Origin of the sequence: Stenotrophomonas nitritireducens, from assembly GCF_001431425.1 — a bacterium.
Lineage (GTDB): Bacteria > Pseudomonadota > Gammaproteobacteria > Xanthomonadales > Xanthomonadaceae > Stenotrophomonas > Stenotrophomonas nitritireducens.
In genome coordinates this window covers 17,297-42,014 of the sequence record NZ_LDJG01000012.1, presented here as the reverse complement: position 1 = coordinate 42,014, position 24,718 = coordinate 17,297, and the positions used below count along the sequence as shown (strand labels likewise).

The 24,718-nt window shown below is 70.4% G+C and carries 20 protein-coding genes; 10 read left to right on the top strand and 10 right to left on the bottom strand.

Going from position 1 to position 24,718, the window contains the following annotated elements; translation table 11 throughout:
• Positions 1 to 40: 40 nt before the first annotated feature.
• The 4 genes from tatC to ABB22_RS08830 form a co-directional block, all read right to left on the bottom strand.
• On the bottom strand, positions 41 to 787 hold the full coding sequence (gene tatC / locus ABB22_RS08845) for a twin-arginine translocase subunit TatC (protein WP_055765593.1): 747 nt from the start codon (positions 785 to 787) through the stop codon (positions 41 to 43).
• Complete coding sequence (tatB, locus tag ABB22_RS08840) at positions 784 to 1,200, bottom strand: Sec-independent protein translocase protein TatB (RefSeq protein ID WP_055765597.1); 417 nt, start codon at positions 1,198 to 1,200, stop codon at positions 784 to 786. Before tatB ends, tatC begins: the two co-directional genes overlap by 4 nt.
• Positions 1,201 to 1,216: 16 nt before the next feature.
• A complete protein-coding gene (gene tatA / locus ABB22_RS08835; protein ID WP_055765600.1) occupies positions 1,217 to 1,444 on the bottom strand; it encodes a Sec-independent protein translocase subunit TatA in 228 nt (75 codons plus the stop codon).
• Positions 1,445 to 1,519: 75 nt separating this feature from the next.
• A complete protein-coding gene (locus tag ABB22_RS08830; protein ID WP_055765603.1) occupies positions 1,520 to 2,416 on the bottom strand; it encodes a lipid-binding SYLF domain-containing protein in 897 nt (298 codons plus the stop codon).
• A gap of 361 nt (positions 2,417 to 2,777) precedes the next feature.
• On the opposite strand from ABB22_RS08830, the gene hemH reads away from it, so the two are divergent.
• The 4 genes from hemH (at position 2,778) to ABB22_RS08810 (ending at position 7,507) form a co-directional block, all read left to right on the top strand.
• Positions 2,778 to 3,740, top strand: a complete 963-nt coding sequence (gene hemH / locus ABB22_RS08825) for a ferrochelatase (protein ID WP_055765606.1) — start codon at positions 2,778 to 2,780, stop codon at positions 3,738 to 3,740.
• On the top strand, positions 3,737 to 4,585 hold the full coding sequence (locus tag ABB22_RS08820) for an alpha/beta fold hydrolase (RefSeq protein ID WP_055765609.1): 849 nt from the start codon (positions 3,737 to 3,739) through the stop codon (positions 4,583 to 4,585). The genes hemH and ABB22_RS08820 overlap by 4 nt, the downstream gene beginning before the upstream one ends.
• Before the next feature lie 220 nt (positions 4,586 to 4,805).
• The gene (locus ABB22_RS08815) at positions 4,806 to 5,354 is read left to right on the top strand and encodes a hypothetical protein (protein WP_152984092.1); all 549 of its coding nucleotides are present in this window, start codon (positions 4,806 to 4,808) and stop codon (positions 5,352 to 5,354) included.
• A complete protein-coding gene (locus ABB22_RS08810; protein ID WP_057505182.1) occupies positions 5,351 to 7,507 on the top strand; it encodes a methyl-accepting chemotaxis protein in 2,157 nt (718 codons plus the stop codon). The genes ABB22_RS08815 and ABB22_RS08810 overlap by 4 nt, the downstream gene beginning before the upstream one ends.
• 78 nt (positions 7,508 to 7,585) lie before the next feature.
• Here ABB22_RS08810 and ABB22_RS08805 read toward each other — a convergent pair whose 3' ends face one another.
• The 3 genes from ABB22_RS08805 to ttcA form a co-directional block, all read right to left on the bottom strand.
• A complete protein-coding gene (locus ABB22_RS08805) occupies positions 7,586 to 8,383 on the bottom strand; it encodes a M48 family metallopeptidase (protein WP_055768901.1) in 798 nt (265 codons plus the stop codon).
• 53 nt (positions 8,384 to 8,436) lie between these two features.
• Positions 8,437 to 9,345: a recombination-associated protein RdgC gene (locus tag ABB22_RS08800; RefSeq protein ID WP_055768898.1), complete on the bottom strand. Its 909-nt coding sequence runs from the start codon at positions 9,343 to 9,345 to the stop codon at positions 8,437 to 8,439.
• Between the two features lie 94 nt (positions 9,346 to 9,439).
• On the bottom strand, positions 9,440 to 10,351 hold the full coding sequence (gene ttcA / locus ABB22_RS08795; protein WP_055768895.1) for a tRNA 2-thiocytidine(32) synthetase TtcA: 912 nt from the start codon (positions 10,349 to 10,351) through the stop codon (positions 9,440 to 9,442).
• Between the two features lie 224 nt (positions 10,352 to 10,575).
• Between ttcA and xylB the strand changes: the two genes are divergently transcribed.
• Together xylB and xylA are read left to right on the top strand one after the other, a co-directional pair.
• Positions 10,576 to 12,072, top strand: coding sequence for a xylulokinase (gene xylB, locus ABB22_RS08790; protein ID WP_055768891.1), 1,497 nt, complete (start codon positions 10,576 to 10,578; stop codon positions 12,070 to 12,072).
• A 42-nt stretch (positions 12,073 to 12,114) separates the two neighbouring features.
• The gene (gene xylA, locus ABB22_RS08785; RefSeq protein WP_055768888.1) at positions 12,115 to 13,449 is read left to right on the top strand and encodes a xylose isomerase; all 1,335 of its coding nucleotides are present in this window, start codon (positions 12,115 to 12,117) and stop codon (positions 13,447 to 13,449) included.
• A gap of 314 nt (positions 13,450 to 13,763) precedes the next feature.
• Here xylA and ABB22_RS08780 read toward each other — a convergent pair whose 3' ends face one another.
• Positions 13,764 to 14,822 carry a LacI family DNA-binding transcriptional regulator gene (locus ABB22_RS08780; RefSeq protein WP_055770262.1) on the bottom strand — a complete coding sequence of 353 codons (1,059 nt, stop codon included), beginning with the start codon at positions 14,820 to 14,822 and terminating at the stop codon, positions 13,764 to 13,766.
• Between the two features lie 296 nt (positions 14,823 to 15,118).
• Between ABB22_RS08780 and ABB22_RS08775 the strand changes: the two genes are divergently transcribed.
• From ABB22_RS08775 to ABB22_RS08760, 4 genes are read left to right on the top strand one after another with little or no spacing between them, the layout of a single operon-like run.
• Positions 15,119 to 17,227 carry an alpha-glucuronidase family glycosyl hydrolase gene (locus ABB22_RS08775; protein ID WP_055770259.1) on the top strand — a complete coding sequence of 703 codons (2,109 nt, stop codon included), beginning with the start codon at positions 15,119 to 15,121 and terminating at the stop codon, positions 17,225 to 17,227.
• A 47-nt stretch (positions 17,228 to 17,274) separates the two neighbouring features.
• Positions 17,275 to 19,203, top strand: coding sequence for a sialate O-acetylesterase (locus tag ABB22_RS08770; RefSeq protein WP_055770255.1), 1,929 nt, complete (start codon positions 17,275 to 17,277; stop codon positions 19,201 to 19,203).
• Positions 19,204 to 19,222: 19 nt separating this feature from the next.
• Entirely contained in the window at positions 19,223 to 20,479 is a 1,257-nt protein-coding gene (manD, locus tag ABB22_RS08765; protein ID WP_055768885.1) for a D-mannonate dehydratase ManD, read from the top strand.
• 3 nt (positions 20,480 to 20,482) lie between these two features.
• On the top strand, positions 20,483 to 21,973 hold the full coding sequence (locus ABB22_RS08760; protein WP_055768882.1) for a mannitol dehydrogenase family protein: 1,491 nt from the start codon (positions 20,483 to 20,485) through the stop codon (positions 21,971 to 21,973).
• A gap of 71 nt (positions 21,974 to 22,044) precedes the next feature.
• Here the strand turns inward: ABB22_RS08760 and ABB22_RS08755 are convergent, their stop codons facing one another.
• Together ABB22_RS08755 and uxaC are read right to left on the bottom strand one after the other, a co-directional pair.
• Positions 22,045 to 23,238: an endo-1,4-beta-xylanase gene (locus ABB22_RS08755; RefSeq protein WP_055768879.1), complete on the bottom strand. Its 1,194-nt coding sequence runs from the start codon at positions 23,236 to 23,238 to the stop codon at positions 22,045 to 22,047.
• A 40-nt stretch (positions 23,239 to 23,278) separates the two neighbouring features.
• Positions 23,279 to 24,703, bottom strand: coding sequence for a glucuronate isomerase (gene uxaC / locus ABB22_RS08750; protein ID WP_055768876.1), 1,425 nt, complete (start codon positions 24,701 to 24,703; stop codon positions 23,279 to 23,281).
• Between the last annotated feature and the right edge of the window lie 15 nt (positions 24,704 to 24,718).

Here is a 24,718-nt window from a genome sequence, read left to right as displayed (position 1 = left end):
GTAATCCGGATCCGCCGGCGTACCCCATTCATGATGCCTGTCAGGACGTGACGTTCCTTTCACGGTCGCGCGGCAGCAGCCAGCGCGCGGCGTGGATGCCCAGTTCGTAAAGCACGCACATCGGGATGGCCAGCATCAGCTGCGAGACCACGTCCGGCGGGGTCAGCACCGCCGCCAGTACGAAGATGCCGACGATGGCGTAGCCGCGCCCCTCGCGCAGCTGCTGCGGCGTCACCCAGCCCAGCAGCACCAGGATCACCATCGCCACCGGCAGCTCGAAGCTGGCGCCGAAGGCGAAGAAGATCGCCAGCACGAAGTCCAGGTAGGCGTTGGCGTCCGGAGTGATCGCGATGACATCCGGGCGGAAGGTGGTCAGGAAATGGAAGACCGCCGGCAACACCAGGAAGTAGGCGAACGCGCAGCCGATATAGAACAGCGCCACGGCCGACCCCAGCAGCGGCAGGGCCAGGCGCTTCTCGCGCGCGTACAGGCCCGGCGCCACGAACGCCCAGGCCTGGTACAGCAGCCAGGGCACGGCGATGAACACGGCGGTGAAGAAGGTCAGTTTGAGCGGGGCGAAGAACGCGCCGGCCGGGTTGGTCGCGATCATCGTCTGCCCGGCGGGCAGCTGCGAGATCAACGGCGTTGCCAGGTGGCTGTAGAGCGTGCGCGCGAACGGCAGCAGGGCCAACAGCACCAGGCCCAGCCCCAGCAGCCCGCGCACCAGGCGCGCGCGCAGCTCGATCAGGTGCTCGATCAGCGGGCTCTCGTTGAAGCCGTCGCTCATGGCGTGCGCTCCCGCTGTTCAGGAACCGCCGCTGCCTGCTCCTGGACCGCATCGGCGGCAGCGGCCGGCAGGGCTTCCGGCGCCGCTTCGGCATCGGTGGCCGGCGGCGCGGTCGTGGCGGGCGCATCGACCTCGCGGCGCAGCGCATCGACCTCGCCCTGCAGCTGCGTGGCGCCGTCCTGCAGCTCGCGCTCGGTCTGCTGCACCGACTGGCGCACGCTGCGCAGGTTGCGCTGCAGCTCTTCGGCCTGCAGCTCGCGCTCGAGCTCCTGCTTGACCGAATCCCATTGGTTGCGGGCGCGGCGTACCCACAGCCCGGCAAAGCGCGCCGCCTTGGGCAGCCGTTCCGGGCCCAGCACCACCAGCGCCACCACCGCGATCAGCAGCAGTTCGCCGAAGCCGATATCGAACACGCCTGGAGCCCGTGGGTCAGCGCGTTTCGCGGTCGCGCTCGGCCTGCGTGTCGCGGCTGGGTTCGCGCTCGCGCGACTCGTCGCTCAGGCGCGCCGGCGGCGTGTCGTCCTCGCGCATGCCTTTCTTGAATTCCTTGACCGCGCTGCCCAGATCCTTGGCGCCGCTCGTCAGCCGCTTGGTGCCGAACACCAGCACGACGATGACCAGCACGATCAACCAATGCCAGATGCTGAAACTGCCCATGATCCGCTCGCGTTATTCGGTGTGGAGGCCGACGAGCATAGCGCACCCGGCCCCGACGGATGCCCGTGCCGAAGGTCAGTTGTTGCCGTCCAGCGACTCGGTGCGGATCTCGCCTTCGGATACCGGCTGGAACCCCTGCTGCGGCACGGGCTCGGCGGTGGCCGGCTGCAGCGGCTGGGTGGTGGCCTCGGCGCCCTGCTGCGGGCTGCCGGACACGGTGACCGCCTGCGCGCGGGGCGCCGACGAGGCAACCGGCGCGGCGCTGCCCTGGGTGCCGCGCTTCTCGCGTGCGGAGTAGGTGGATTCCTCCAGGCGGTCGCGGAAGGCGACCACGTCGCTGGACGGCGCCGCATTCAGGCGGCCTTCGAGGATCATGCGCGGCGTGGTGCCCTGGCCGTAGGCGTCGAGGTTGGCGGCATCGTCGATGGACAGCACCGCGCCATCCAGCGCCACGCCGGCGAACAGGCCGCGCGCGCGCGACCACGACCAGATTTCGGCCTTGAGCTGGCCATCGGTGGCGGCGGCGGCGCTGCGCCCGACCGGACCGGCGGCCACGCCGGCGTCGGCGCCCAGGGTGAACTTGCCGTTGACGATGTTGTCCAGGCTGCGGTTGTTGCGGAACACCAGGATCACGTCGGAGGACTGCACGCCGGCCTGGAAGCCGATGCTGCCGCCGGTGAGCTTGACGAACACCGGGTTGGACCAGCTGCCGTCCGCGGTCTTGACCGACATCAGGCCATGCCCGCGACGGCCGCCGATCACCAGGCCGGCCTTGATCGTGTCGGGGATGACGATGATCGCGCGGCCCTCGTCGAGCAGCTTGTCGGGGATGGCCTGCTCGGGAATTTCCTGGATTTCGCTCAGCACGCGCACGGCATTGCGGGCGCGCTGGTCCTCCTGCGGCCCGGCCACGGCATTGGCGGACAACAGGCTGGCGGACAGCAGCAGGGCAAGGTACGGCAGGCGGCGCATGGCGGACTCCACAGGTCGGTGCACGGAAAGATACGGCAAGGCACCGAGATTGGAAGCGGGGCGATGAACAGGCGAGGAACGAAAGAAGGGCGACGGCCCGCCTCGATTCGCCAGGCCTCCCTGATTCGTCCGCCGCACAATTCCTTCCACGCGGGTGCTTGCCGACCGCCCCTCGACCTCGACCTCGACAGAGCATGTCCGGCCACATCTCCGGCCTGTGCCTTCGTTTGCTGGAATGCATGGGCGGGCGCGCCCGCATGGCGACGACGGCCCGATCCCGGCTTCGGCTCCCTCCGCCGCCCCTCCTCCTTCCCTGCCGCCGCCCCTCCACTCGATCCTGCACTTCAGCCACAATGAGCGCATGTCCGACGCCCCCACTACCGCGCTGCTCGCGGTCAATCTAGGCACGCCCGAGACACCCACCGCCCCTGCGGTACGTCGCTATCTGGCCGAGTTCCTCAGCGACCCGCGCGTGGTCTCGATCCCGCCCCTGCTGTGGAAGCCGCTGCTGCACGGCCTGATCCTGCCGCTGCGCGGCGGCCGCTCGGCGCAAAAATACGCGCAGGTCTGGCTGCCGGAGGGCTCGCCGCTGGCGGTCCACACCCGCCGCCTGGTCGCGAACATCGCCCGCGAACTGCCGCACTGGCAGGTGCGCGAGGCCATGCGCTACGGCCGGCCGGCGTTGCTGCCGGCACTGGACGCGCTGGCCGCCGAAGGCGCCGAGCGCATCGTGGTGCTGCCGCTGTACCCGCAGTATTCGACCACCACCACCGCCTCGGTCGAGGACATGGTGCGGCAATGGCAGGCCCGTCACCGCGACGTGGACGTGCACACCATCCGCGACTACGCCGACGACCCGCGGTGGGTGGCGGCGGTGGCGGATTCGATCCGCGATTACTGGCGCAGGCACGGCCGCGGCGACCGGCTGGTGTTCTCCTTCCACGGCATCCCGCAGCGGCTGGCCGACGCCGGCGACCCGTATCCGCAGCGCTGCGAGGCCAGCGCGCGCGCGATCGCCGCGGCGCTGGAACTGGGCGACGGCGACTGGCAGCTGGCCTACCAGTCGCGCTTCGGCCGCGAACGCTGGCTGCAGCCCTATGCCGAGCCCACGCTGTGGGCGCTGGCCGAGGCCGGCACTAAGACGCTCGACGTGGTCTGCCCCGGCTTCGCCACCGACTGCCTGGAAACCCTGGAGGAAGTGGCGATGGGTTTCGCCGCCACCGTCGCCGAACGGGGCGCCAGCATGCGCTACATCCCCTGCCTGAACGACGCGCCGGCCCACGCCCGCGCGCTGGCCGCGCTGGCCGCCACGCAGGGCGCATGACCACGCCGTTCGAACTGGATGCCGGCGGCCTGCATGTCGCCGGGCTCCGCACCGGCACCCGCGGCGGATTGCCGGTGTTGGCGCTGCACGGCTGGCTCGACAACGCGGCCAGCTTCGTCCCGCTGGCGGCGCAGCTGCCGGAGCTGGACTGGGCGCTGGCCGACCTGCCCGGACACGGCCTGAGCGACCACCTGCCCGCCGACGCGGCCTACACCACGCCGCAGGCGATCGTGCAGGTGCTGGCGATCATGGATGCGCTGGGCTGGGAGCGCTGCGTGCTGCTGGGCCATTCGATGGGCGCGGCCATCGCCAGCCTGGTGGCTGCGGTGGCGCCGCAGCGGGCGCAGGCGCTGGTCGCCATCGAAGCGCTCGGCGGGCTCGCCGCCCCGGCGGGAGAGACCGTCGACCGGCTGCGCGCGCACGTGGCGGCGCTGGCCGCGCTCGGCGACAAACAACTGCGCGTGTTCGCCGACCTGGCCGCGCCGGTGCGCGCGCGCATGCTGGCCAATCAGCTGGACGAAGCCTCCGCGCGGCGGCTGGTCGAGCGCGGTGTGCGGCCGGTCGAGGGCGGCTGGAGCTGGCGCAGCGATCCGCGGCTGATGCTGCCCACCGCCGTGCGCATGACCGAGGACCAGGTGCGCGACGTGCTCGCGGCCATCCAATGCCCGGCGCAGGTGATCTACGCCACGCCAGCACAGGCGTATTTTCCCGAACCCGGACGCAGCCAGCGCGCGGCCCTGCTGCGCCATGGCCGCCTGCACATCCTGCCCGGCCATCACCACCTGCACATGGACCAGCCCGAAGCGGTGGCGGCGCTGATCCGGGATTTCCTGCTGTCCCTGTAATGCGGCCCGGGCCGCCCGGGAAAATCCCGGCCGGCCTCCAGCGGTGCGGGTGTCGGCGTTGTCCTGGCGCTGCGCCGGCGGTTTCCCGCAGCTAAAGAACCGGCGCGAACGGCCGATAGCGCCTGGAGCAAAACGTCCATTGCCGTGAGGCACGACCTCTCCCGAAGGCCGCACCCGACCCGCGCATGTCCGTGGCTTTCCCTTTCCCCTTGGCGTCGCCGTGTCCGCTCCCCGCTCCGCTCCCACCCCCGGCAAAGCCCGTCTGCTGACAGGCGGCCTGCTGCTTGCCTTCTGGCTGGGCTGGGCGGCCATGGCGCTGGCCCATCTGCAGCCCCCGTCCTGGCGGGCAGGCGACCTGGCCGACGCCGAACGTTCACTGGCGCACCTGCTTGGCCGGCTTCCCGCTGGAAGCGAGCAGGCACCGCTGGCCATCCGCCTCGCGCCCGGCTGCGCCTGCAGCCCCGAGGGCGACGGGGACCCTGCCTGGCGGACGCTGGCCGCCGCAATGCAGGCCGCCGATGGCCAAGCCATCGCGACGGAAGTGGAAGACGGAACGCACGAGGTGTTGATCCTCGCCACCGGCCATCGTCTGGTCTACGCCGGTCCCCTGGTGCCCGACCCCGCTCTCTGCGGCAACGGCCCGCCCGCTACCCGGCTGCGGCAATGGCTGCCGCAGCTGCTCGCCCGCACCCGCACCGCCCTCGTCGGCGCCTCCTGCGCCTGCACATCGCCCCGACGTCTCTCCTCTCCCAGGTTGCCCCTCCGATGACCGATTCCCCCCATTCTTCCCGGGCCAGCGTCTATGCCCGCGGCCTGGCCATCAAGGCCGACCGGTTGTTCCTCTCCTTCGCCCTGCTGCTGGGCGCAGGTTCGCTGGGGCTGGCGTTCTGGTACGGGCAATGGCTGCCGTTCCTCGCCGTGGCGGTGCCGGGGCTGGCGCTGATGGCCGTGCAGCTGCGCCTGGCCGGGGGCACCCGCCTGGCCAGCGTGACGGTGGCACTGGTGCTGATGGCGCTGGTGGCGGTGATGATCCAGCAGTCGCACGGCCTGGTCGAAATGCATTTCGGCGTGTTCGTGGTGCTGGCGCTGCTGCTGTACTACCGCGACTGGCTGCCGGTGGTGGCCGCCGCCGCCGGCATCGCCGTGCACCACCTGGCCTTCTACTGGCTGCAGAGCCGCGGCCTGCCGATACGCGCCTTCGCGCCCGACAGCGGTTTCGGCATCGTGCTGGTACATGCCGCTTACGTGGTGCTGGAAACCGGCTTCATCTGCGTCATGGCCATCGAACTCCGGCGCCAGGTCGATTCGCTCGGCCACGGCCCGCGGCGGCTGGCCGAGCTGGCCCGCGGCGTGGCCGAAAGCCGGCCGGTACCGGAGGAAATGGCGCGCATGCGGTTCCCGCGCGGTTCGCTGGCCGAGGCGCTGGTGTTGATGAGCGACCAGATATACAGCCGGCAGGCCGGCGAACAGCGGCTGGCACGGGAGAACGCAGGCATCCGCACCGCGCTGGACGAAGTGACCACCAGCGTGATGATCGCCGACGCCGACCTCAACATCCTCCATGCCAACCGGCCACTGCTCGACCTGCTGGGCCGGGCCGAGCAGGACATCCGCCGCGACCTGCCGAACTTCGACATGAAGACGCTGGTCGGCAGCAACATCGACATCTTCCACAGGCACCCGGCGCACCAGCGCCGGCTGCTGGGCGGGCTGCGCGGCACCCATCGCGCGCAGATCACCATCGGCAACCATGTGATGCGCCAGATCATCAACCCGATCACCGACGGCGACGGCCATCGCATCGGCTACGTCGTGGAATGGGCCGACCGCACCGCCGAACTGGAAGTGGAACGGGAAGTCAGCCGGCTGGTGGAGTCCGCCATCGCCGGGGACCTGTCCGCGCGCATCGGACTGGAAGGCAAGGATGGCTTCCTGCACCAGTTGTCGGTGCAGTTGAACAACCTGCTGGACGCCATCGCCGGCAGTGTCGACCAGGTCTCCAGGGTGATGCGCACGCTTTCGCAGGGCGATCTTGACGCACGCATGGAAGGCGATTTCCGCGGCGTGTTCGCGCAGATGCGCGACGACGCCAATGCCACGGTCGACCAGTTGACCTCGATCGTCGGCCGCATCCAGGGCGCCTCGTCGGCGATCAGCAGCGCCGCCGGCGAAATCGCGTCGGGCAACAACGACCTGTCGCGCCGCACCGAGCAGCAGGCCGCCAACCTGGAAGAGACCGCCGCCTCGATGGAGGAACTGACCTCCACCGTGCGCCAGAACGCCGAACACGCCCGCCAGGCCAACCAGCTGGCGCAGGGCGCGGCCGGCGTCGCCTCGCAGGGCGGTCAGGTCGTGGGCCTGGTGGTCACCACCATGGCCGACATCGAGGCTTCGTCGAAGAAGATCGCCGACATCATCAGCGTCATCGACGGCATCGCCTTCCAGACCAACATCCTGGCCTTGAACGCGGCGGTGGAAGCCGCGCGCGCCGGCGAGCAGGGCCGCGGCTTTGCCGTGGTCGCCAGCGAGGTGCGTACGCTGGCGCAGCGCTCGGCCGGTGCCGCCAAGGAGATCAAGGAACTGATCGAAACCTCGGTCGACAAGGTGTCCGAGGGCTCGCAGCTGGTGCACCAGGCCGGCACCACCATGGGCGAGATCGTCACTTCGGTGCAGCGCGTGACCGACATCATGGCCGAGATCTCCGCCGCCTCGCAGGAGCAGAGCGCCGGCATCGAGCAGGTCAACCAGACCGTCGCCCGGATGGACGAGACCACCCAGCAGAACGCCGCCCTGGTGGAGGAAGCCACCGCCGCCGCGCATTCGATGGAACAGCAGGCACAGGCCCTGGCCAAAGCGGTTTCCCTGTTCCATCACTCGGCCGGTACCGGCCATGCGGGGATCGCGTCGCGGCGCACCGCCTGAATCGCAAAGCCGCCATGGCCGCCGCCCCCATCAAGCGGGCGGGGCCGCCGGGTGGCCGGCGGTCCCGCGGCGCAGGCACTATGCCGGTACCTGCACCTGCAGCATCTGCCGCAGTGTCGCCTTGAGCATGCGCCCTTCCTCGCGCAGGTAATCGCGCTCCTGCCGCCAATGCGGGAAGCGCGCTTCCACCTCGGCCCAGAAAGCCGGCGAATGGTTGGCCTGCAGCAGATGGCACAGTTCGTGGACCAGCACGTACTCGAACGCCGAAGGACGCGCCAGCGCCAGCGCCAGGTCCAGTGCCATCGAACCGTCCGGTGCCAGCGAACCCCACTGCGAGGACATCACCTTCAGCCGCAGCCGCGCCGGCGCGCGCGACAGCCCCGGCAGATAGGCCGGCAGCCAGCGCCCGACGTCGGCACGCATCTGCGCCTCGTAGAACTCGCGCAGCACGCGGCGCAGCGAGGCGTCGCCGGCCCGTGCCGGCAACTGGATGCAGGCGCCTTCGGCGTCCACCTCGATGCGGGTGAAACGCCCCTCCTGCCAGCGCACCGGCAGCAGCGCACCGCGCAGCGGCAGCACGCCGGTCTCGCGCAGCGCCAGCGGCGGCGCCATGAGTCCGTCGCCGTCGAAGCGCGCCAACTGCTGCTGCAGCCATTGCCGGTTGGCCTGCAGGAAACGCTCGCCGGACGCCAGGCTGGCGCGCAGCGGCATCGTCAGCCGCGCGCCGCGCTCGTCCACGCTGAGCTTGAGCCGGCGCGCGCGCGGATCGCGCACGCGCAGCACCTCGATCTCGGCATCGTCCAGGCGCAGCCGCACCGTGTCGCGCTGGATGGCGGGCGCGACGGGTGCGATCAGGCGGCGGAACAGGTTGGCCATGCGCCCAGCATAGTCCCTGCCCGGTCAGGCCACCGGGTAGGTGGATTCCCGGTTCAGCTGTCGGCCTTGCTCAGCTTGAACGCCTGTTCCAGCAGCAGGAACAGGCGGCGGATCTCGCCGCTCTGCAGGGCGAAGCGCGCGTCGAGTTCGGCGCGGCGGCCTTCCTCGTCGATGTGCTCGAGCTGGTCCAGCGCGCCGTCGAGGAACTTGAGCTTGCGCACGATCAGGTCGTCGCCGAGCACGAAAGACAGGTTGTCCTCGAAGATCAGCGCCAGCTTGGTGACCTGCTTGCCGGCATCAAGATGCTTGTCGATCTCGTCGCAGCGCAGTTCCTGGTGCTGGCACTTGACCACCGCGCCGCCTTCGGCCGGGTCCTTCATCTCGCACTCTTCGCCCAGGCTCAGGCCTTCGGGCAACGGCTCACCGGCGATCCATGCCGTCAGGATGGCGCGCGGCGCGACTTCGGCGTTCAGCGGCATTGCCGGGAAGCTGCCGAGCATGCCGCGGATGTCGCTCATCACGTTCTCGCCGGTCTTGCGGCTGGAACTGTCGACCGCGACGTAACCGTGCTGCAGGTCGAGGAAGGCGTCGGTGCGCGAGCTCTTGACGAAGGCGCGCGGCAGCAGTTCATGCAGCAGGTCGTCCTTCAGCCGCTTGCGCTCGCGGCCGCCGGGCTTGCGCCCTTCCTTCTCTTCGATCTCTTCGAGCTTCCGCGCCAGCAGGTCGTTGACCACCGCGCCGGGCAGGATCTTCTCCTCGCCGCCGACGGTGAGCCACAGCGCGTCGCCGATGCGGTGCGAGAACTGCTCCTTCTCCTCGCGCCCGAACGGCGAGATGAAGCCGCGCGAGGTCATTTCCAGCGCGCCGACCGGCTTGAGCACCACGTGCGGCAGCAGGGTGTCGACCTCGGAGAAATCGACGGAGGTGGGGAAGCGGAACAGGGTGAGATTCTTGAAAAACATGGATGTCCTGCGAAATGCGTGATCGGGGGGAGGAATCCTCCCGCCCGGAGAGGGCGCCGCGACGCGGCGCATGGATCATGGCGACTGCGCCGCCTCAGTCTTCTTCCTGCGGAAGAGCGGCCTGCGTGTCGCCGCCGGCCAGCCAGGCATGCGCATCGGGCAGCGGCGCGTCGTCGCGGCGGCCCAGCGCCAGGAAGTCGAACAGGTTCGGATCGGCCATCTGCGAGGGACGGATGTCGCCCATGGCGCGCGAGATCTGCTCGATGCGGCCGGGATGGTCCTTTTCCCACTGTTTCATCATCAACCCGACCTGCCTGCGCTGCAGGTTTTCCTGGCTGCCGCACAGGTTGCAGGGGATGATCGGGAACCGGCGCGCCGCCGCGTAGTCGACGATGTCGCTCTCGCGCACATAGGCCAGCGGACGGATCACCACGTGCCTGCCGTCATCGCTGCGCAGCTTGGGCGGCATGCCGGAGATCTTGGCGTGGTGGAACAGGTTCATGAAGAACGTGGCCACCATGTCGTCGCGGTGGTGGCCCAGCGCGATCTTGGTGAAGCCGTTCTCCTCGGCGTAGCTGTACAGCGAGCCGCGGCGCATGCGCGAGCACAGCGAACACATGGTCTTGCCTTCCGGGATCACCCGGCTGACCACCGAATAGGTGTCCTGCTCGATGACGTGGTACGGCACGCCTAGTCCGGCCAGGTATTCCGGCAGCACGTGTTCGGGGAAGCCGGGCTGCTTCTGGTCCAGGTTCACCGCCACCAGCTCGAACGGCACCGGCGCCTTCTTCTGCAGCTGCAGCAGGATGTCCAGCAGGGTGTAGCTGTCCTTGCCGCCGGACAGGCAGACCATGACCTTGTCGCCGGCCTCGATCATGCCGAAGTCGGCGATGGCCTGGCCGACCTGGCGGCGCAGGCGCTTGGCGAGCTTGTGGTGTTCGCGCTCGGCCGCGCGGGGATCACGGGCGCGCGGAGCGGGATCGGGAAGGGGGATGACGGCATTCATGGACCGGGCATTGTAGCGACTGCGCCACCCGCATCGGCCCTGCCCGGCGCGTTGCGCATTGCAACAACGCGTGGCCGGTACTGCTGCTAGAGTTCAAGGCCCCACGACACGGATCACCGCGGCATGGAATCAATCGTCTCTTCCCCGGAGGCTTTTTTTTGGCGCGCTTTTGGTAGCGCTAACATTTTTCTGCTGGAAGCGGTTCCGCTTCAGGAGTGCCAGCCATGAGCGGACTGTTCGTCGGGCTGGATGTCGGCACCCAGAGCGTCAAGCTGGTCGCCTACGATCCGGACACGTGCGCGGTGGTGGCCAGCCATGGCCAGCCGCTGGAACTGATCGCCGGCGATGACGGCAGCCGCGAACAGCACGCGCAATGGTGGATCGACGCCATCCGCGCCTGCTTCGCCCGGCTGGAGCCGGCGCAGCGTGCGCAGGTGGCGGCCATCGGCGTCTCCGGCCAGCAGCACGGCTTCGTGCCGGTGGATGCCGCCGGGCGGGTGCTGGCGCCGGTCAAGCTGTGGTGCGACACCAGCACCCAGGCCGAGTGCGACGAGATCATGGCTGCGCTCGGCGGCGCTGCCGGCGCCATCGCCCGGGCCGGCAATCCGATCCTGGCCGGCTACACCGCCTCCAAGCTGCCGTGGACGCGCAAGCACCGCCCGCAGGCCTATGCCGCGCTGGCGCATATCCTGCTGCCGCACGACTACGTGAACTTCTGGCTGACCGGGGAGTATTTCTGCGAGCACGGCGATGCCTCGGGCACCGGCTGGCTGGACGTGCGCAGCCGGCGATGGTCGCCGGAACTGCTGCACGCCACCGATCCGCACCGCGACCTCTCCGCCTGCCTGCCGCCACTGGTGGAGACCGGGACGCTGTTCGCCGTCGCCCCCGCCATCGCCGCGGAACTGGGTATTCCCGCCGCGACGCAGGTGTCGGTCGGCGGCGGCGACAACATGATGGCCGCCTTCGGCACCGGCGCGGTCGTGCCCGGGCGGCTGGCGATGAGCCTGGGCACCTCGGGCACGCTGTTCGCCTACTCCGATACCCCGGTGGTCGATCCGGAAGGCGCCTGGGCCGCGTTCTGCTCGTCCTCCGGCGGCTGGCTGCCGCTGATCTGCACCATGAACTGCACCGTGGCCACCGAATCGGTGGCGCGCCTGTTCGGCTTCAGCGCCCGCGAGGGCGATGCGCGCATCGCCGCCAGTGCGCCCGGCGCCGGCGGATTGACCCTGCTGCCGTTCCTCAACGGCGAGCGCACGCCGGACCTGCCGCATGGCAAGGGCGTGATGACCGGGCTGGATCCGGGCAACGCCGACCCGGCCAATTTCTACCGTGCGGCGATGGAGGGGGCCACCTACAGCCTGAAATACGGCTTCGACGCCTTCATCCGCGCCGGCATGGCCTTCGACAGCATCGTGCTGACCGGCGGCGGCGCCAACAGCCCGGCCTGGCGGCAGATGGTCGCCGATGTGTTCGGCCTGCACGTGGAAGTGCCGCGGCAGACCGAAGGCGCCGCGTTCGGCGCCGCGCTGCAGGCGTTGTGGTCGCTGCAGCGGGCGCAGGGCGGATCGGCCATGCCGGCGCAGCTGGTGGCCGCGCACGTGGCGGTCGATCCGGCACGCGCCGCCGCGCCGGACCCGCAGCGGGTCGAAGCCTACCGCGCGCCCTACCGCCGCTTCCTCGAACACCTGGACGCCGTGCGGCCGCTGTACGCCGCCTGACGTTTCTCCACTTCTCCCCTCCATGCCAGACAGGAGCAATACATGAGCATCCACCCCTTCATCGGCGCCACCGAGTACTTCCCCGGCATCGGCCGGATCCAGTTCGAAGGCCGCGATTCGGACAACCCGCTCGCGTTCAAGGTCTACGACGCCGACAAGGTGATCGGCGGCAGGACCATGGCCGAGCACCTGCGCTTCGCCACCTGCTACTGGCACACCTTCGGCAATGCCGGCCACGATCCGTTCGGCCCCGGCACGCGGCGTTTCCCGTGGGACAAGGGCGATGCCATGACCACCGCCGAAGCCAAGGTCGATGCCGCGTTCGAGTTCTTCACCAAGCTGGGCACGCCGTACTGGTGCTTCCATGACGTGGACCTGGCACCCGACGCCGACGACATCGGCCAGTACCAGAAGAACCTCAGGCACATGGTGGCCCTGGCCAAGGAGCGCCAGCAGGCCACCGGCATCAAGCTGCTGTGGGGCACGGCCAACCTGTTCTCGCACCCGCGCTACATGAACGGCGCGGCCACCAACCCGGATTTCGCGGTGGTCGCCCGCGCCGCGGTGCAGGTCAAGGCGGCGCTGGAAGCCACGGTCGAGCTGGGCGGCGAGCACTACGTGTTCTGGGGCGGCCGCGAAGGCTATGCCTGCCTGCACAACACCGACATGAAGCGCGAGCTGTGCAACTTCGCGCGCTTCCTGGGCGCCGCGCGCGATTACGGCCGCAGCATCGGCCTGAAGGGCAATTTCCTGATCGAACCCAAGCCGATGGAGCCGATGAAGCACCAGTACGACTTCGACAGCGCCACGGTCGCCGGCTTCCTGCGCGAGCACGGGCTGGACAAGGATTTCAAGCTCAACATCGAAGCCAACCACGCCACGTTGTCCGGCCACACCTTCGAGCACGACCTGCAGGTGGCCTCCGACCACGGCCTGCTCGGCAGCATCGACGCCAACCGCGGCAACGCGCAGAACGGCTGGGACACCGACCAGTTCCCGACCGACCTGTACGACACGGTCGGCGCGATGCTGGTAGTGCTGCGCCAGGGCGGCCTGGAGGGCGGCCTGAACTTCGATGCCAAGCCGCGGCGCGAATCCACCGACCTGCAGGACCTGTTCATCGCCCACATCGGCGGCATGGATGCGTTCGCGCGCGGCCTGGAGGTGGCGCATGCGCTGCTGAATGATTCGCCGTGGGAACGGTGGCGCCGCGAGCGCTACGCCAGCTTTGACAGCGGCACCGGCAAGGACTTCGCCGACGGCAAGCTGGGCCTGGCCGAGCTCGCCGCAATGGCCGCCACCCTCGGCGAACCGAAGCAGGCCAGCGGCCGCCAGGAGGCCTATGAGAACCTGTTGAACCAATACCTGCTGCGCTGACGGCATGAGGTGGGCCGGCGCCATCCGCCGGCCCACCGTCTTCCGTGGAAGGGGCTCGGGTCCGCATCCGCGTACCGCTCCAGCGCCAGGGCAACCGTCACGCGTTCGCGCGCGATGCCGCCCCGGCGGGGTCCATGCGCCGGAGGACCAGGGCTCCTTCCACGGAGGATGGGAAACGGCCGGCGCGACCGGCGGAAACAACACGCGACCGGCGGCACGGGCGCGCATGACGGGGAAACGACTGCATGGCCGGCATCACCACATCTGCGGCAGCCGTGATCGGGGCCGGCACCGGAGGCCGGGCGCCGCGGCACTCAGCTTCCGCGGCGCGGCGCGGCCACCGAATCGCGCTTGACCAGCACGTGCTGCACCACCTGGTCGATCAGCACGTGCTCGCGCTCCTTGTTGCGGATGCTGCGCAGCAGGTGGTCCAGGGCGGCATCGGCCATCGCCTCCAGCGGCTGCCGCACCGTGGTCAGTTCCGGCCAGACCCGGGTCGCGGCCGAGGTATCGTCGAAGCCGACCACCGACAGGTCGCCGGGCACATCCAGCCCGCGCCGGTGCGCCACCGAGACGGCGGCCGCGGCCATGTCGTCGTTGCTGGCGAAGATCGCGGTGGGCGGATTGCGCCGCGTCAGCAGCTTCTCGGCCGGCTCCAGCGCCGAACGGTAGGTGTAGTAGCCCTGCTGCACCAGCGCGTGGTCCGGGGCGATGCCGGCAGCGGCCAGCGCCGCCTGGTAGCCCTCGAAGCGGCGCTGGCTGGCGACCTGGTTGGGATGACCCTTGATGTAGCCGATGCGGGTATGGCCCAGCGAGATCAGGTACTCGGTCATCTCGCGCGCCGCACGGAAGTCGTCGATGTGCACGCAGGAGATGTCCTCGCGGAAACGCTCGGCGGCGATCGCCACCACCGGGATGCCGGCGCGCACCAGTTCGGACACCACCGCCTTGGATTCGCCCAGCGGCGGCGGCAGGATGACCCCGGCCACGCTGCGCGCCAGTGCGCGCGCGGAGCGGCGCTCGCCCTCGGCATCGAGTTCGTCCCAGGAATCGATCACCAGCTGCACCGCCGCGCGCGCGGCGCCGTGCAGCACGCCTACCAGCAGGTCGCTCAGGTACGCGCCGCTGGGATTGGTATAGATCAGCGCTACCCGCGTGCTCTGCGCGGCGGCCAGCGTGCTGGCGGCCAGGTTCGGCGTGTAGCCCAGCTTGTCCACCGCGCGCAGCACGCGCTCGCGGGTGGCGTCGCGGACATTGGCGTTGCCGTTGATCACCCGCGAGACGGTCATCGGCGAGACCTTGGCCAGCGCCGCCACCTCGCCGATGGTGGTCGCGTGGCCCTTGCGGCGGATCGATTTCCTGACCTTCTCCAAGGTGTGTCCCTTCGTGTGGCCGGCGGACACGGGGGCCGCGATGCGCGGTTCCCTGCGCAGATCCCAGGCCAGGCGCCATGGAAACGCGTATCCGGTGCGGACGTGATCCAACTGCACACCATGGTAGCGACAAGCCGCGCGGCGGGCGACCGCTCCGCACCGGCACGGACCCTTCCGCATCCGCCTTGCCCGAACCGAGGAAACTCCCGATGAGCCTGCCATCCGGCCCGCATCCGCCATCCCGCAACGGCCGCCTGCGCCGCTTCATCGGCGCCTGCGCCCTGCTGCTCCTGGGGATGCAGGCCCTGCCCCTGCACGCCGAGGACGGCTACGACCTGTGGCTGCGCTACCGGCCGCTGCCGGCGGCCGACGCGCGGGCCTGGCAGGCGGCTGCCTCTCAACTGGTCGCTGCCGACGCCACGCCGACCCAGGCCGCGGCGCTCGCCGAGCTGAACCGTGGGCTGGAAGGACTGCTCGGCACCGCGCCGGCGCGGGTGTCCACGGTGCGGCGCGACGGCGCCCTCGTCCTCGGCACGCCCGCCTCCTCGCCGCTGGTGGCCGGGCTGCGGCTCGACGCCGCGACGCTGGGCCGCGAGGGCTACCTGATCCGCAGCGTGCGCATCGACGGGCATGCGGCCACGGTGATCGCCGGCAACGACGACATCGGCGTGCTGTACGGCGTGTTCGCCTTCCTGCGCCGGATGCTGGAAGGCCGGGCGTCCACCGGGATCGACCTGCGCGATGCCCCGCGCGTGCAGCTGCGGCTGCTCGACCACTGGGACAACCTGGACCGCAGCGTCGAGCGCGGCTATGCCGGCCAGTCGCTCTGGGACTGGCACAAGCTGCCCGGCCATCTGGACCCGCGCTATACCGACTACGCCCGCGCCAACGCCTCTCTGGGCATCAACGGCACGGTGCTCAACAACGTCAACGCCAAGGCGCTGAGCCTGACCGCGCCGTGGCTGGAAAAGGCCGCCGCGCTGGCGGACGTGATGCGCCCCTACGGCATCCGCGTGTACCTGAGCGCACGCTTTTCCGCTCCGATCGAGATCGGCGGGCTGGACACCGCCGACCCGCTCGATCCCGCCGTGCGCCGGTGGTGGCGCGACAAGGCCGACGAGATCTACCGGCTGATCCCCGATTTCGGCGGTTTCCTGGTCAAGGCCAATTCCGAGGGCCAGCCCGGCCCGCAGGACTATGGCCGCAGCCACGCCGACGGCGCCAACCTGCTGGCCGCGGCGGTAGCGCCGCACGGCGGCATCGTGATGTGGCGCGCCTTCGTCTACTCGCACGAACAACCCGACGACCGCGCCAAACAGGCCTACAGCGAATTCGTACCGCTGGACGGCAGCTTCGCCCGCAACGTGATCGTGCAGGTCAAGAACGGCGCGATCGACTTCCAGCCACGCGAGCCGTTCCATCCGCTGTTCGGCGCGATGCCGAAGACGCCGCTGATGATGGAATTCCAGCTCACCAAGGAATACCTGGGCTTCGCCACCCACCTGGCCTACCTGGGCACGCTGTACGAGGAAACCCTGCGGGCGGACACGCACGTGCAGGGCGAGGGCTCGACCGTGCTCCGGGTGGTCGACGGCTCGCTGCACGGCCATGGCCTGACCGGCATGGCCGGGGTGGCCAACATCGGCAGCGACCGCAACTGGAGCGGCTCGATCTTCGACCAGGCCAACTGGTACGCCTTCGGCCGGCTGGCCTGGAACCCCGCGCAATCGGCGCGCGATATCGCCGCCGAGTGGGTACGCATGACTTTCACCGCCGACCCGCGCTTCGTGGCGCCGGTGGTGGACATGATGATGGCCTCACACGAGGCGGTGGTGGACTACATGACCCCGCTCGGCCTGCATCACCTGATGGCGCGTGGCCACCACTACGGCCCGGCGCCGTGGGACGCCGGCAGCGAACGCGCCGACTGGGACCCGGTCTACTACCACCGCGCCGACGCGCGCGGCATCGGCTTCGACCGCACCGCGACCGGCAGCAATGCGGTGGCGCAGTACGCCGCGCCGCTGGCGGCCGGGTTCGGCGACGTGCACCGCGTTCCGGAAAAGTACCTGCTGTGGTTCCACCACGTGCCGTGGGATTTCCGCCTGGCCTCCGGCGACACGTTGTGGAACGAACTGGCGCACCGCTACACGCGCGGCGTGGACGAGGTGAGGGCCATGCGCGCGACCTGGGCCGGGCTGTCCGCCCATGTCGATGCCGAGCGCCACCGCCAGGTCGCCAATTTCCTCGCCATCCAGCAGCGCGAAGCGCAGTGGTGGCGCGATGCCAGCCTCGCCTACTGGCAGAGCCTGAACCGGTTGCCGCTGCCGGCCGGCGAGGTACCGCCGCCGCATCCGCTGTCCTGGTACCAGTCGCTGTCGTTTCCGTTCGCCCCGGGGCATTGACCGTGAATCCGAACCTCTCGCGCAGCGTGTCGCGCTGCTTCAACGCCATGCTGCTCGCGCTGGCCGGCAACGCCTTCAGCGCACGGGCCGCCGACCCGCCACTGCTGCACCCGCTGTTCCAGGATCACGCGGTGGTGCAGCGCGACCGGCCGATCCCGGTGTGGGGCCAGGCCGCGCCCGGCGCGCAGGTGCAGGTCGAACTCGCCGGCAGGCGCGTGGAAACGCAAGCCGGCGACGATGGCCGCTGGCAGGCGCGGCTGCCGGCGCTCGAGGCCGGCGGTCCGCATGAACTGATCGCCCGCAGCGGCGGCCAGACCCGGCGCGTGGCCGATGTGCTGGTCGGCGATGTGTGGCTGTGCAGCGGCCAGTCGAACATGGAGCTGCAGGTGCATCGCAGCCTGAACGCGCGCGCGGAGATCGCCGGCGCCGACAACGACCGCATCCGCCTGCTCAAGGTGCCGCAGGCCGGCATGCCAGCGCCGCACCGCGATTTCGCCGGACCGGTGCGCTGGCAGCCGGCCACGCCCGCGAACGTGCCGGATTTCTCCGCGGCCTGCTACTACTTCGCGCGCGAGCTGCAGAAGGACGTGGACGTGCCGATGGGCCTGATCAACGCCTCGCTCGGCGGCTCGCGCATAGAAGCCTGGTTGAGCGCCGGGGCACTGCGCGGCGCCGGCGATTACGGCGACGCGCTCGACGTGCTGGCGCAGTACGCGCACGCGCCGCAGGCGGCCAGTGCGCGCTGGGGCGAACTGTGGGACGCGTGGTGGAACGCGCAGCCCGGCGTGGCCGCCGGCGACCGGCCGTGGCTGCCGCAAGCCGCCGCCGCGGGCTGGCGCGCCGCGCCACCGCAGCTGGGCAACTACCAGGCCTGGGGCGTCCCCGGGCTGGAACACTTCACCGGCATGCTCTGGTACCGGGCGAAGCTGAGGCTGAGCGCGGCGCAGGCCGCGCAGGGCGCCACGCTGGCGCTGGGCAATGTCGACGAGATCGACCAGACCTGGGTCAACGGCCGCGGCGTCGGCAGCAGCTATGGCGGCGACGCCCGCGCCTATCCCCTGCCGGCCGGCCTGCTGCGCGAAGGCGACAACCTGATCGTGGTCAACGCGCTCAACACCTACCTCGACGGCGGTCTGGTCGGGCCGAAGGACACCCGCGCCCTGCTGCTGGCCGACGGCACCCGCATCGCGCTCGACGATGCCGGCTGGGAATACCGCACCGTGCCGCCGGGCATGGCCACACCGCCGCTGGCGCCCTGGTTGTCGGCCTCGGGCAAGACCACGCTGTACAACGGCATGGTCGCGCCGCTGGGCCAATACGCGCTGCGCGGCGCGCTGTGGTACCAGGGCGAATCCAATACCGGCGAGGCGGCGGCCTATCCCGGCCTGTTGCGCGCCTACCGCAGCGACCTGCGCGCGCAGTTCGGCGCCGGCCTGCCGCTGCTGGTGGTGCAGCTGGCCAACTATGGCGCGGCACCGACGCGACCGCAGGAAAGCGGTTCGGCGCAGCTGCGCCAGGCGCAGCGCATGGTCGCCGCCGAGGACGCGCGCAGCGGCCTGGCGGTGGCCATCGACATCGGCGAGCGCGGCGACATCCATCCGGCCAACAAGCAGGAACTGGGCCGGCGCCTGGCGCGCGCGGCGCGGCATGTGGTCTATGGCGAACGCCTGCCGGCCTCCGGCCCGGTGCCGCTGGCCGCACGCCGCGAAGGCGATGCGGTGGCGGTGCGCTTCGGCGACATCGGCGACGGCCTGGTCGCCTATGGCGGCGATGGCCCGCTCGGCTTCGAACTGTGCGGCGACGCTACCGGCTCGTGCCGCTACGCCGACGCGCGCATCCGCGGCGACGAGGTACTGCTGCGCGCCGACGTCTCCGCTGCCACCCGCGTGCGCTACGGCTGGGCCGACAGCCCGGTCGTGACCCTGTACGACGGTGCCGGCCTGCCCGCCGGTCCGTTCGAAATCCGCATCCCGTGACCCCTGCCCCCGAGCGCCCATGAACGCCCAGACCCGCGAAACCAGCCACTACGGCTCGAACAACGACCGCCGGATCGTCGATGCGAAAGTCATCGTCGCCTGCCCCGGCCGCAACTTCGTCACCCTGAAGATCACCACCCGTTCCGGCGTGTACGGGCTGGGCGACGCCACCCTCAACGGCCGCGAGCTGGCCGTGGCCGCGTACCTGCAGGAGCACGTCGTGCCCAACCTGATCGGCCGCGACGCCGGCCGCATCGAGGACCTGTGGCAGTTCCTGTACCGCGGCGCGTACTGGCGGCGCGGCCCGGTGACGATGAGCGCGATCGCCGCGGTGGACGTGGCGCTGTGGGACATCCTCGGCAAGATGTCCGGCCTGCCGCTGTACCAGCTGCTCGGCGGGCGCTCGCGCGAAGGCGCGCTGGTCTACGCGCACGCCCACGGCAGCGACATCGCCGAGGCCAGCGACGATGTCGGCCGCCATATCGAACAGGGCTTCCTCGCCGTGCGCGCGCAGTGCGGCGTGCCCGGGGTGAAGAAGGCCTACGGCGCCGTCGCGGCGGGCAAGGCCTACGAGCCGGCCGAAAGCGAGCTGCCGGCCGAGACCGTGTGGAACACGCCGCGCTACCTGGACGTGGTGCCGAAGCTGTTCGAGCGCCTGCGCAAGGACCACGGCGACGACGTCGAGCTGCTGCACGACGTGCACCATCGGCTCTCGCCGATCGAGGCCGCGCGGCTGGCAAGGAGCGTCGAGCCGTACCGGCTGTTCTGGCTGGAGGACGCGACCCCGGCCGAAAACCAGAAATCGTTCGAACTGATCCGCCAGCACTCGGTCACCGCGCTGGCGGTCGGCGAAGTGTTCAACTCGATCTGGGACTGCAAGCACCTGATCGAGAACCAGCTGATCGACTACATCCGCACTACCCTCGTGCACGGCGGCGGCATCACCCACATCCGCCGCCTGGCCGACTTCGCCGCCCTGCACCAGGTGCGCACCGGCTTCCACGGCGCCACCGACCTGTCGCCGGTGACGATGGGCGCGGCGCTGCACTTCGACACCTGGGCGCCGAACTTCGGCATCCAGGAATACATGCTCCATGTCGAGCTGACCAACGAGGTGTTCCCGCACGACTACGTCTTCCGCGACGGCCGCCTGCATGTCGGCGACACGCCGGGGCATGGCGTGGACATCGACGAGAAACTGGCCGCGAAGTACCCGTACTCGCCGAAGCAGCTGCCGATCGCGCGCCTGGAAGACGGCGCGATGTGGGACTGGTGACCGATGGACGCCACCGCTCCCGTTTCCCCTCCGCTGCGCCCGCGCCTGCGCGGCGCCTGCCTCGATGCGCTGCCGCCCGCCGTCGCGCGCCCGTCCTACGACCCGTCCCGCACCCGGACAGGCATCGTCCACTTCGGTCCGGGTGCTTTCCATCGCGCGCACCAGGCGGTCTACATCGACGCGCTGCTGGCCGATGCGCCGGACTGGGCCATCAGCGCCGTCTCCCTGCACAGCAGCGGCGTACGCGATGCCCTGCGCCCGCAGGACGGGCTCTACACCCTGGCGCTGCTGGACGAGCGGCCATCGCTGCGGGTGATCGGCGCGATCCGCGAGGTCCTGTGCGCGCGCGATGAAGCCGACGTGGTTCTCTCGCGCCTGTCCGACCCGGCGGTGCGGCTGGTGACCCTGACCATCACCGAGAAAGGCTATTGCCTGGCCGGCGGCGAACTGGACATGGCGCATCCGGATATCGTCCACGACCTGGCGCGGCCCGACGCGCCGGTCAGCGCGATCGGCTACCTGGTGGCGGGACTGCGCGCGCGGCGATTGCAGGGAATGCCACCCTACACCGTGCTCAGCTGCGACAACCTGCCCGACAATGGCGGCAAGCTGCGCCGCGCATGCGTGGCTTATGCGTGCCGTCTCGATCCCGCGCTGGCCGAATGGATCGACGCCCGGGCGACGTTCCCGCGCTCGATGGTCGACAGCATCACCCCGGCCAGCGACGAGGCGCTGCGCGAGCGCGTGGCCGACGCACTCGGATGTGTCGATGCCTGGCCGGTACAACGCGAGCCGTATGCACAGTGGGTGGTGGAGGACGCGTTCTGCGCCGGCCGCCCGGACTGGGAACGGGTGGGCGTGACGATGAGCGCCGACATCGCCGGCTACGACCGCGCCAAGCTGCGCCTGCTCAATGCGCCGCATTCGGCGCTGGCCTACCTGGGACTGCTGCTCGGCCTGGAAAGCGTGGCCGAGGCGATGCGCCATCCCGCCCTGGGGCCGTTCGTGGAACGGCTGTTGCGCGTCCACATCGCTCCGAACCTGGCGCTGCCGCGGGGGCTGGACGCCGACGCCTACATCGGCGCGATCCTCGCCCGCTTCGCCAATCCGGCGGTCCGGCACCGGCTGGCGCAGATCGCCCAGGACGGTTCGCAGAAGATCCCGGTACGCCTGCTCGACACCATCGGCGAGGCGCTGGACAGGGAGCACCCGATCGATGCGCTGTGCCTGCCGGTAGCCGCGTGGTTGCAGTTCGTGCGGCGCGAGACCGGCAACGGCGCGGCCCTCGCCGACCCGTTGGCCGTCGCACTGGCCGAAGCCGGGCACGCCGCCAGCGGCGACGCCGCGCAGGACGTGGCCCGCTTCCTGCGCATCGACGCCGTGTTCGGCCCGCTGGCGGCCGACGCACGCTTCGTCCAGGCCTTGCGCCGCGCCTATGCGCGCCTGGGCGATGGCGGCGCGTCGGCGGTCGGCCTCGCCCTGGGCGGACACTGACCCCGCGCAGGGCGCCCACCTTGCTGGCTGCCGCGGCGGCAAGCAGGGCGGGCGGTCGGCGGGTCGCCGCGTCAGCGGTCCGGCGCGGCCTGCGCCGGTATCGCCAGCACCGCCTCGAAGGCCGGCTTGGGCTGCGCATTGCGGTCGAACAGCAGCGGATAGTTGGTGCGTCCCCTCACCGGGAAATCGTTCTTCCAGGACGCTCCGTCATGCACGTTCCAGAACGTCACCCGGCTGATCGCCGCACGCTTGCGGTGGAACAGCGCGAACAGGTCGGCGTAGCGCCGCGCCAGCCTGTCCTGCATGTCCGCCGGCAGGCCCTGCGGCCACGGATCGAGCCGCTGCCGCTGGACCGGATCGTCGGGCAGCTGCAGGTGCTCGTCGGCGCGCATGCCGTCGGCGACCGGCGGATGCGGCAGCACGTCGATGTCCAGTTCGGTGATCATGACCTTGACCCCGAGTGCGGCGAAGGCGTCGATGCTCTGCTCGATCTCCGCGATCGACGGGCTGTCGATGCCCCAGTGGCCCTGCATGCCGATGCCGTCGATGCGCAGCCCGTCGGCCTGCAGCATTTTCACCATGCGCACGATGCCTTCGCGCCGCAGCGGGTTCTCGGTGCCGTAATCGTTGTAGTACAGCTCGGTGTCGGGGGCATAGCGGGCGGCGAAGCGGAACGCCTCGCGCACCAGGCGGTCGCCGTCGCCGACGTTGCGCAGCCACGGACTGTCGCGGTAATTGCCGTCGTCGCCGATGACCTCGTTGGCCACGTCCCAGCCCTGCACCTTGCCGGCGTAGCGGCCGGCGACGTGCTCGATGTAGTCGCGCAGGCGTTCGATCTGCGCGTCGGCGCCATGCGCCCGGCCCTGCCCGTCGACGAACAGCCATGGCGGGGTCTGCACGTGCCACAACAGCGTGTGGCCGACGACGAACATGCCGTGCGCGCGGCCGAACGCGACGACCGCATCGCCCGGCGCGAAGTCGTACTCGCCCGGCCGCGGCAGCACGCGCTCGGGCTTGAGCTCGTTCTCGGCGGTGATGGTGTCGAACTGGCGCAGCACCAGCGCCTGCGAGGAGGCATCGCGCCCGTCGGCCACGGCCTGGTTGATCGCCGCGCCGACCAGGAAATCGTCGCGGTAGGCGGCCTTCAACGTGGTCGGCGGCGTGGTTGGCTGCGCGGCAGTTTGCGCGGCAGGCGTACAGCCCAGCACGGTGGCCAGCGTGGCCGCCAGCACGGCGTGGCTTAGCAGGGGGAGTCGTCGGTTCATGGTGTGGCTCCTTGGAAAGCGGGGGCGGCGTGGAGGGGGCTCACAGCTTGTAGGCCTGTTTCGGCAAGCGGTAGGCCAGGTCCACGGCCAGTTCGGCCGCCTCGTCCTCGTCCAGCCGATGCTCGGCCACCAGGCGGGCCAGGAACGCGCAGTCCACGCGCCGGGCCACGTCGTGGCGCGCCGGGATCGACAGGAAGGCGCGCGTGTCGTCGTTGAAGCCGACCGTGTTGTAGAAGCCGGCGGTGCTCAGGGTCTGCTCGCGGAACCGCCACATGCCTTCGGGCGCATCGTGGAACCACCAGGCCGGGCCGAGGTACAGGCACGGATAGTGGCCGGCCATCGGCCCGAGCTCGCGCGAATAGGTGCTCTCGTCGAGGGTGAACAGGATCAGCCTGAAATCCGCCTCGTTGCCGAAACGGTCCAGCAGCGGCTTCAACCCGCGCACGTATTCGCTGACCAGCGGCAGGTCGGCGCCGATGTTGCGGCCATGGCGCCGGAACAGCGTCGGGTTGTGGTTGCGATGGCAGCCCGGGTGCAACTGCATCACCAGGCCATCGTCCAGGCTCATCGCCGCCATCTCGGTCAGCATCTGGCCGCGGAACAGCGCCGCTTCCCCGGCGCTGAACCGCCCGCTCACGATCCTGCCGAACAGTTCGCGCGCCTGCGCGGCGGACAGGTCGGCGGTCATCGCGCTTTCGTGGCCGTGGTCGGTCGAGGTCGCACCCATCGCCTTGAAGAAACCGCGGCGGTTGCGATGCGCGCGCAGATAGCCCTCCCAGCTGTGCACGTCCTCGCCGGTGATGTCGCCGAAGCGCTCCAGCGCCCCGGCGAATTCCTCGTGCTCCGGATCCACCACCGCGTCGGGGCGATAGGCGGTGAGCACGCGGCCGTTCCAGCCGCTGTCGGCGATGGCCTGGTGGTGTTCGAGCGTGTCCAGCGGTCCTTCCGTGGTGGCGATGACCTCGATGTTGAAACGCTCGAACAGGGCGCGGGGACGGAACGCATCGCCCTGCAGCGCGGCGGTGATGGTGTCGTAGTAGTGGTCGGCGGTGCCCGCGTCCAGGCGCACGCGCAGGCCGAACACCTCATGGAAGACATGGTTCAGCCACAGCGACGACGGCGTGCCGCGGAACAGGTGGAAACGCTCGGCGAACACGCGCCAGGCCTGGCGCGGATCGACCGGCGCACGGCGGCCGTCGGCACGCGGAATGCCCAGCGCATCCAGCGGCACGCCCTGGCTGTAGAGCATGCGAAACACATAGTGGTCGGGCACCAGCAGCAGTTCGGTGGCGTTGGCGAACGGCGCGTTGCCGGCGAACCAGGCCGGGTCGGTATGCCCATGCGGGCTGACGATCGGCAGCCCGGCGACCTGCGCGTACAGGCGGCGGGCGATGGCGCGCTGGGTCGGGTCGGACGGGAACAGCCGGTTCTCGTCCAGGGAAAGCGTCTTGCCGGGATTGCTCATGTGGGAATGTCGCTC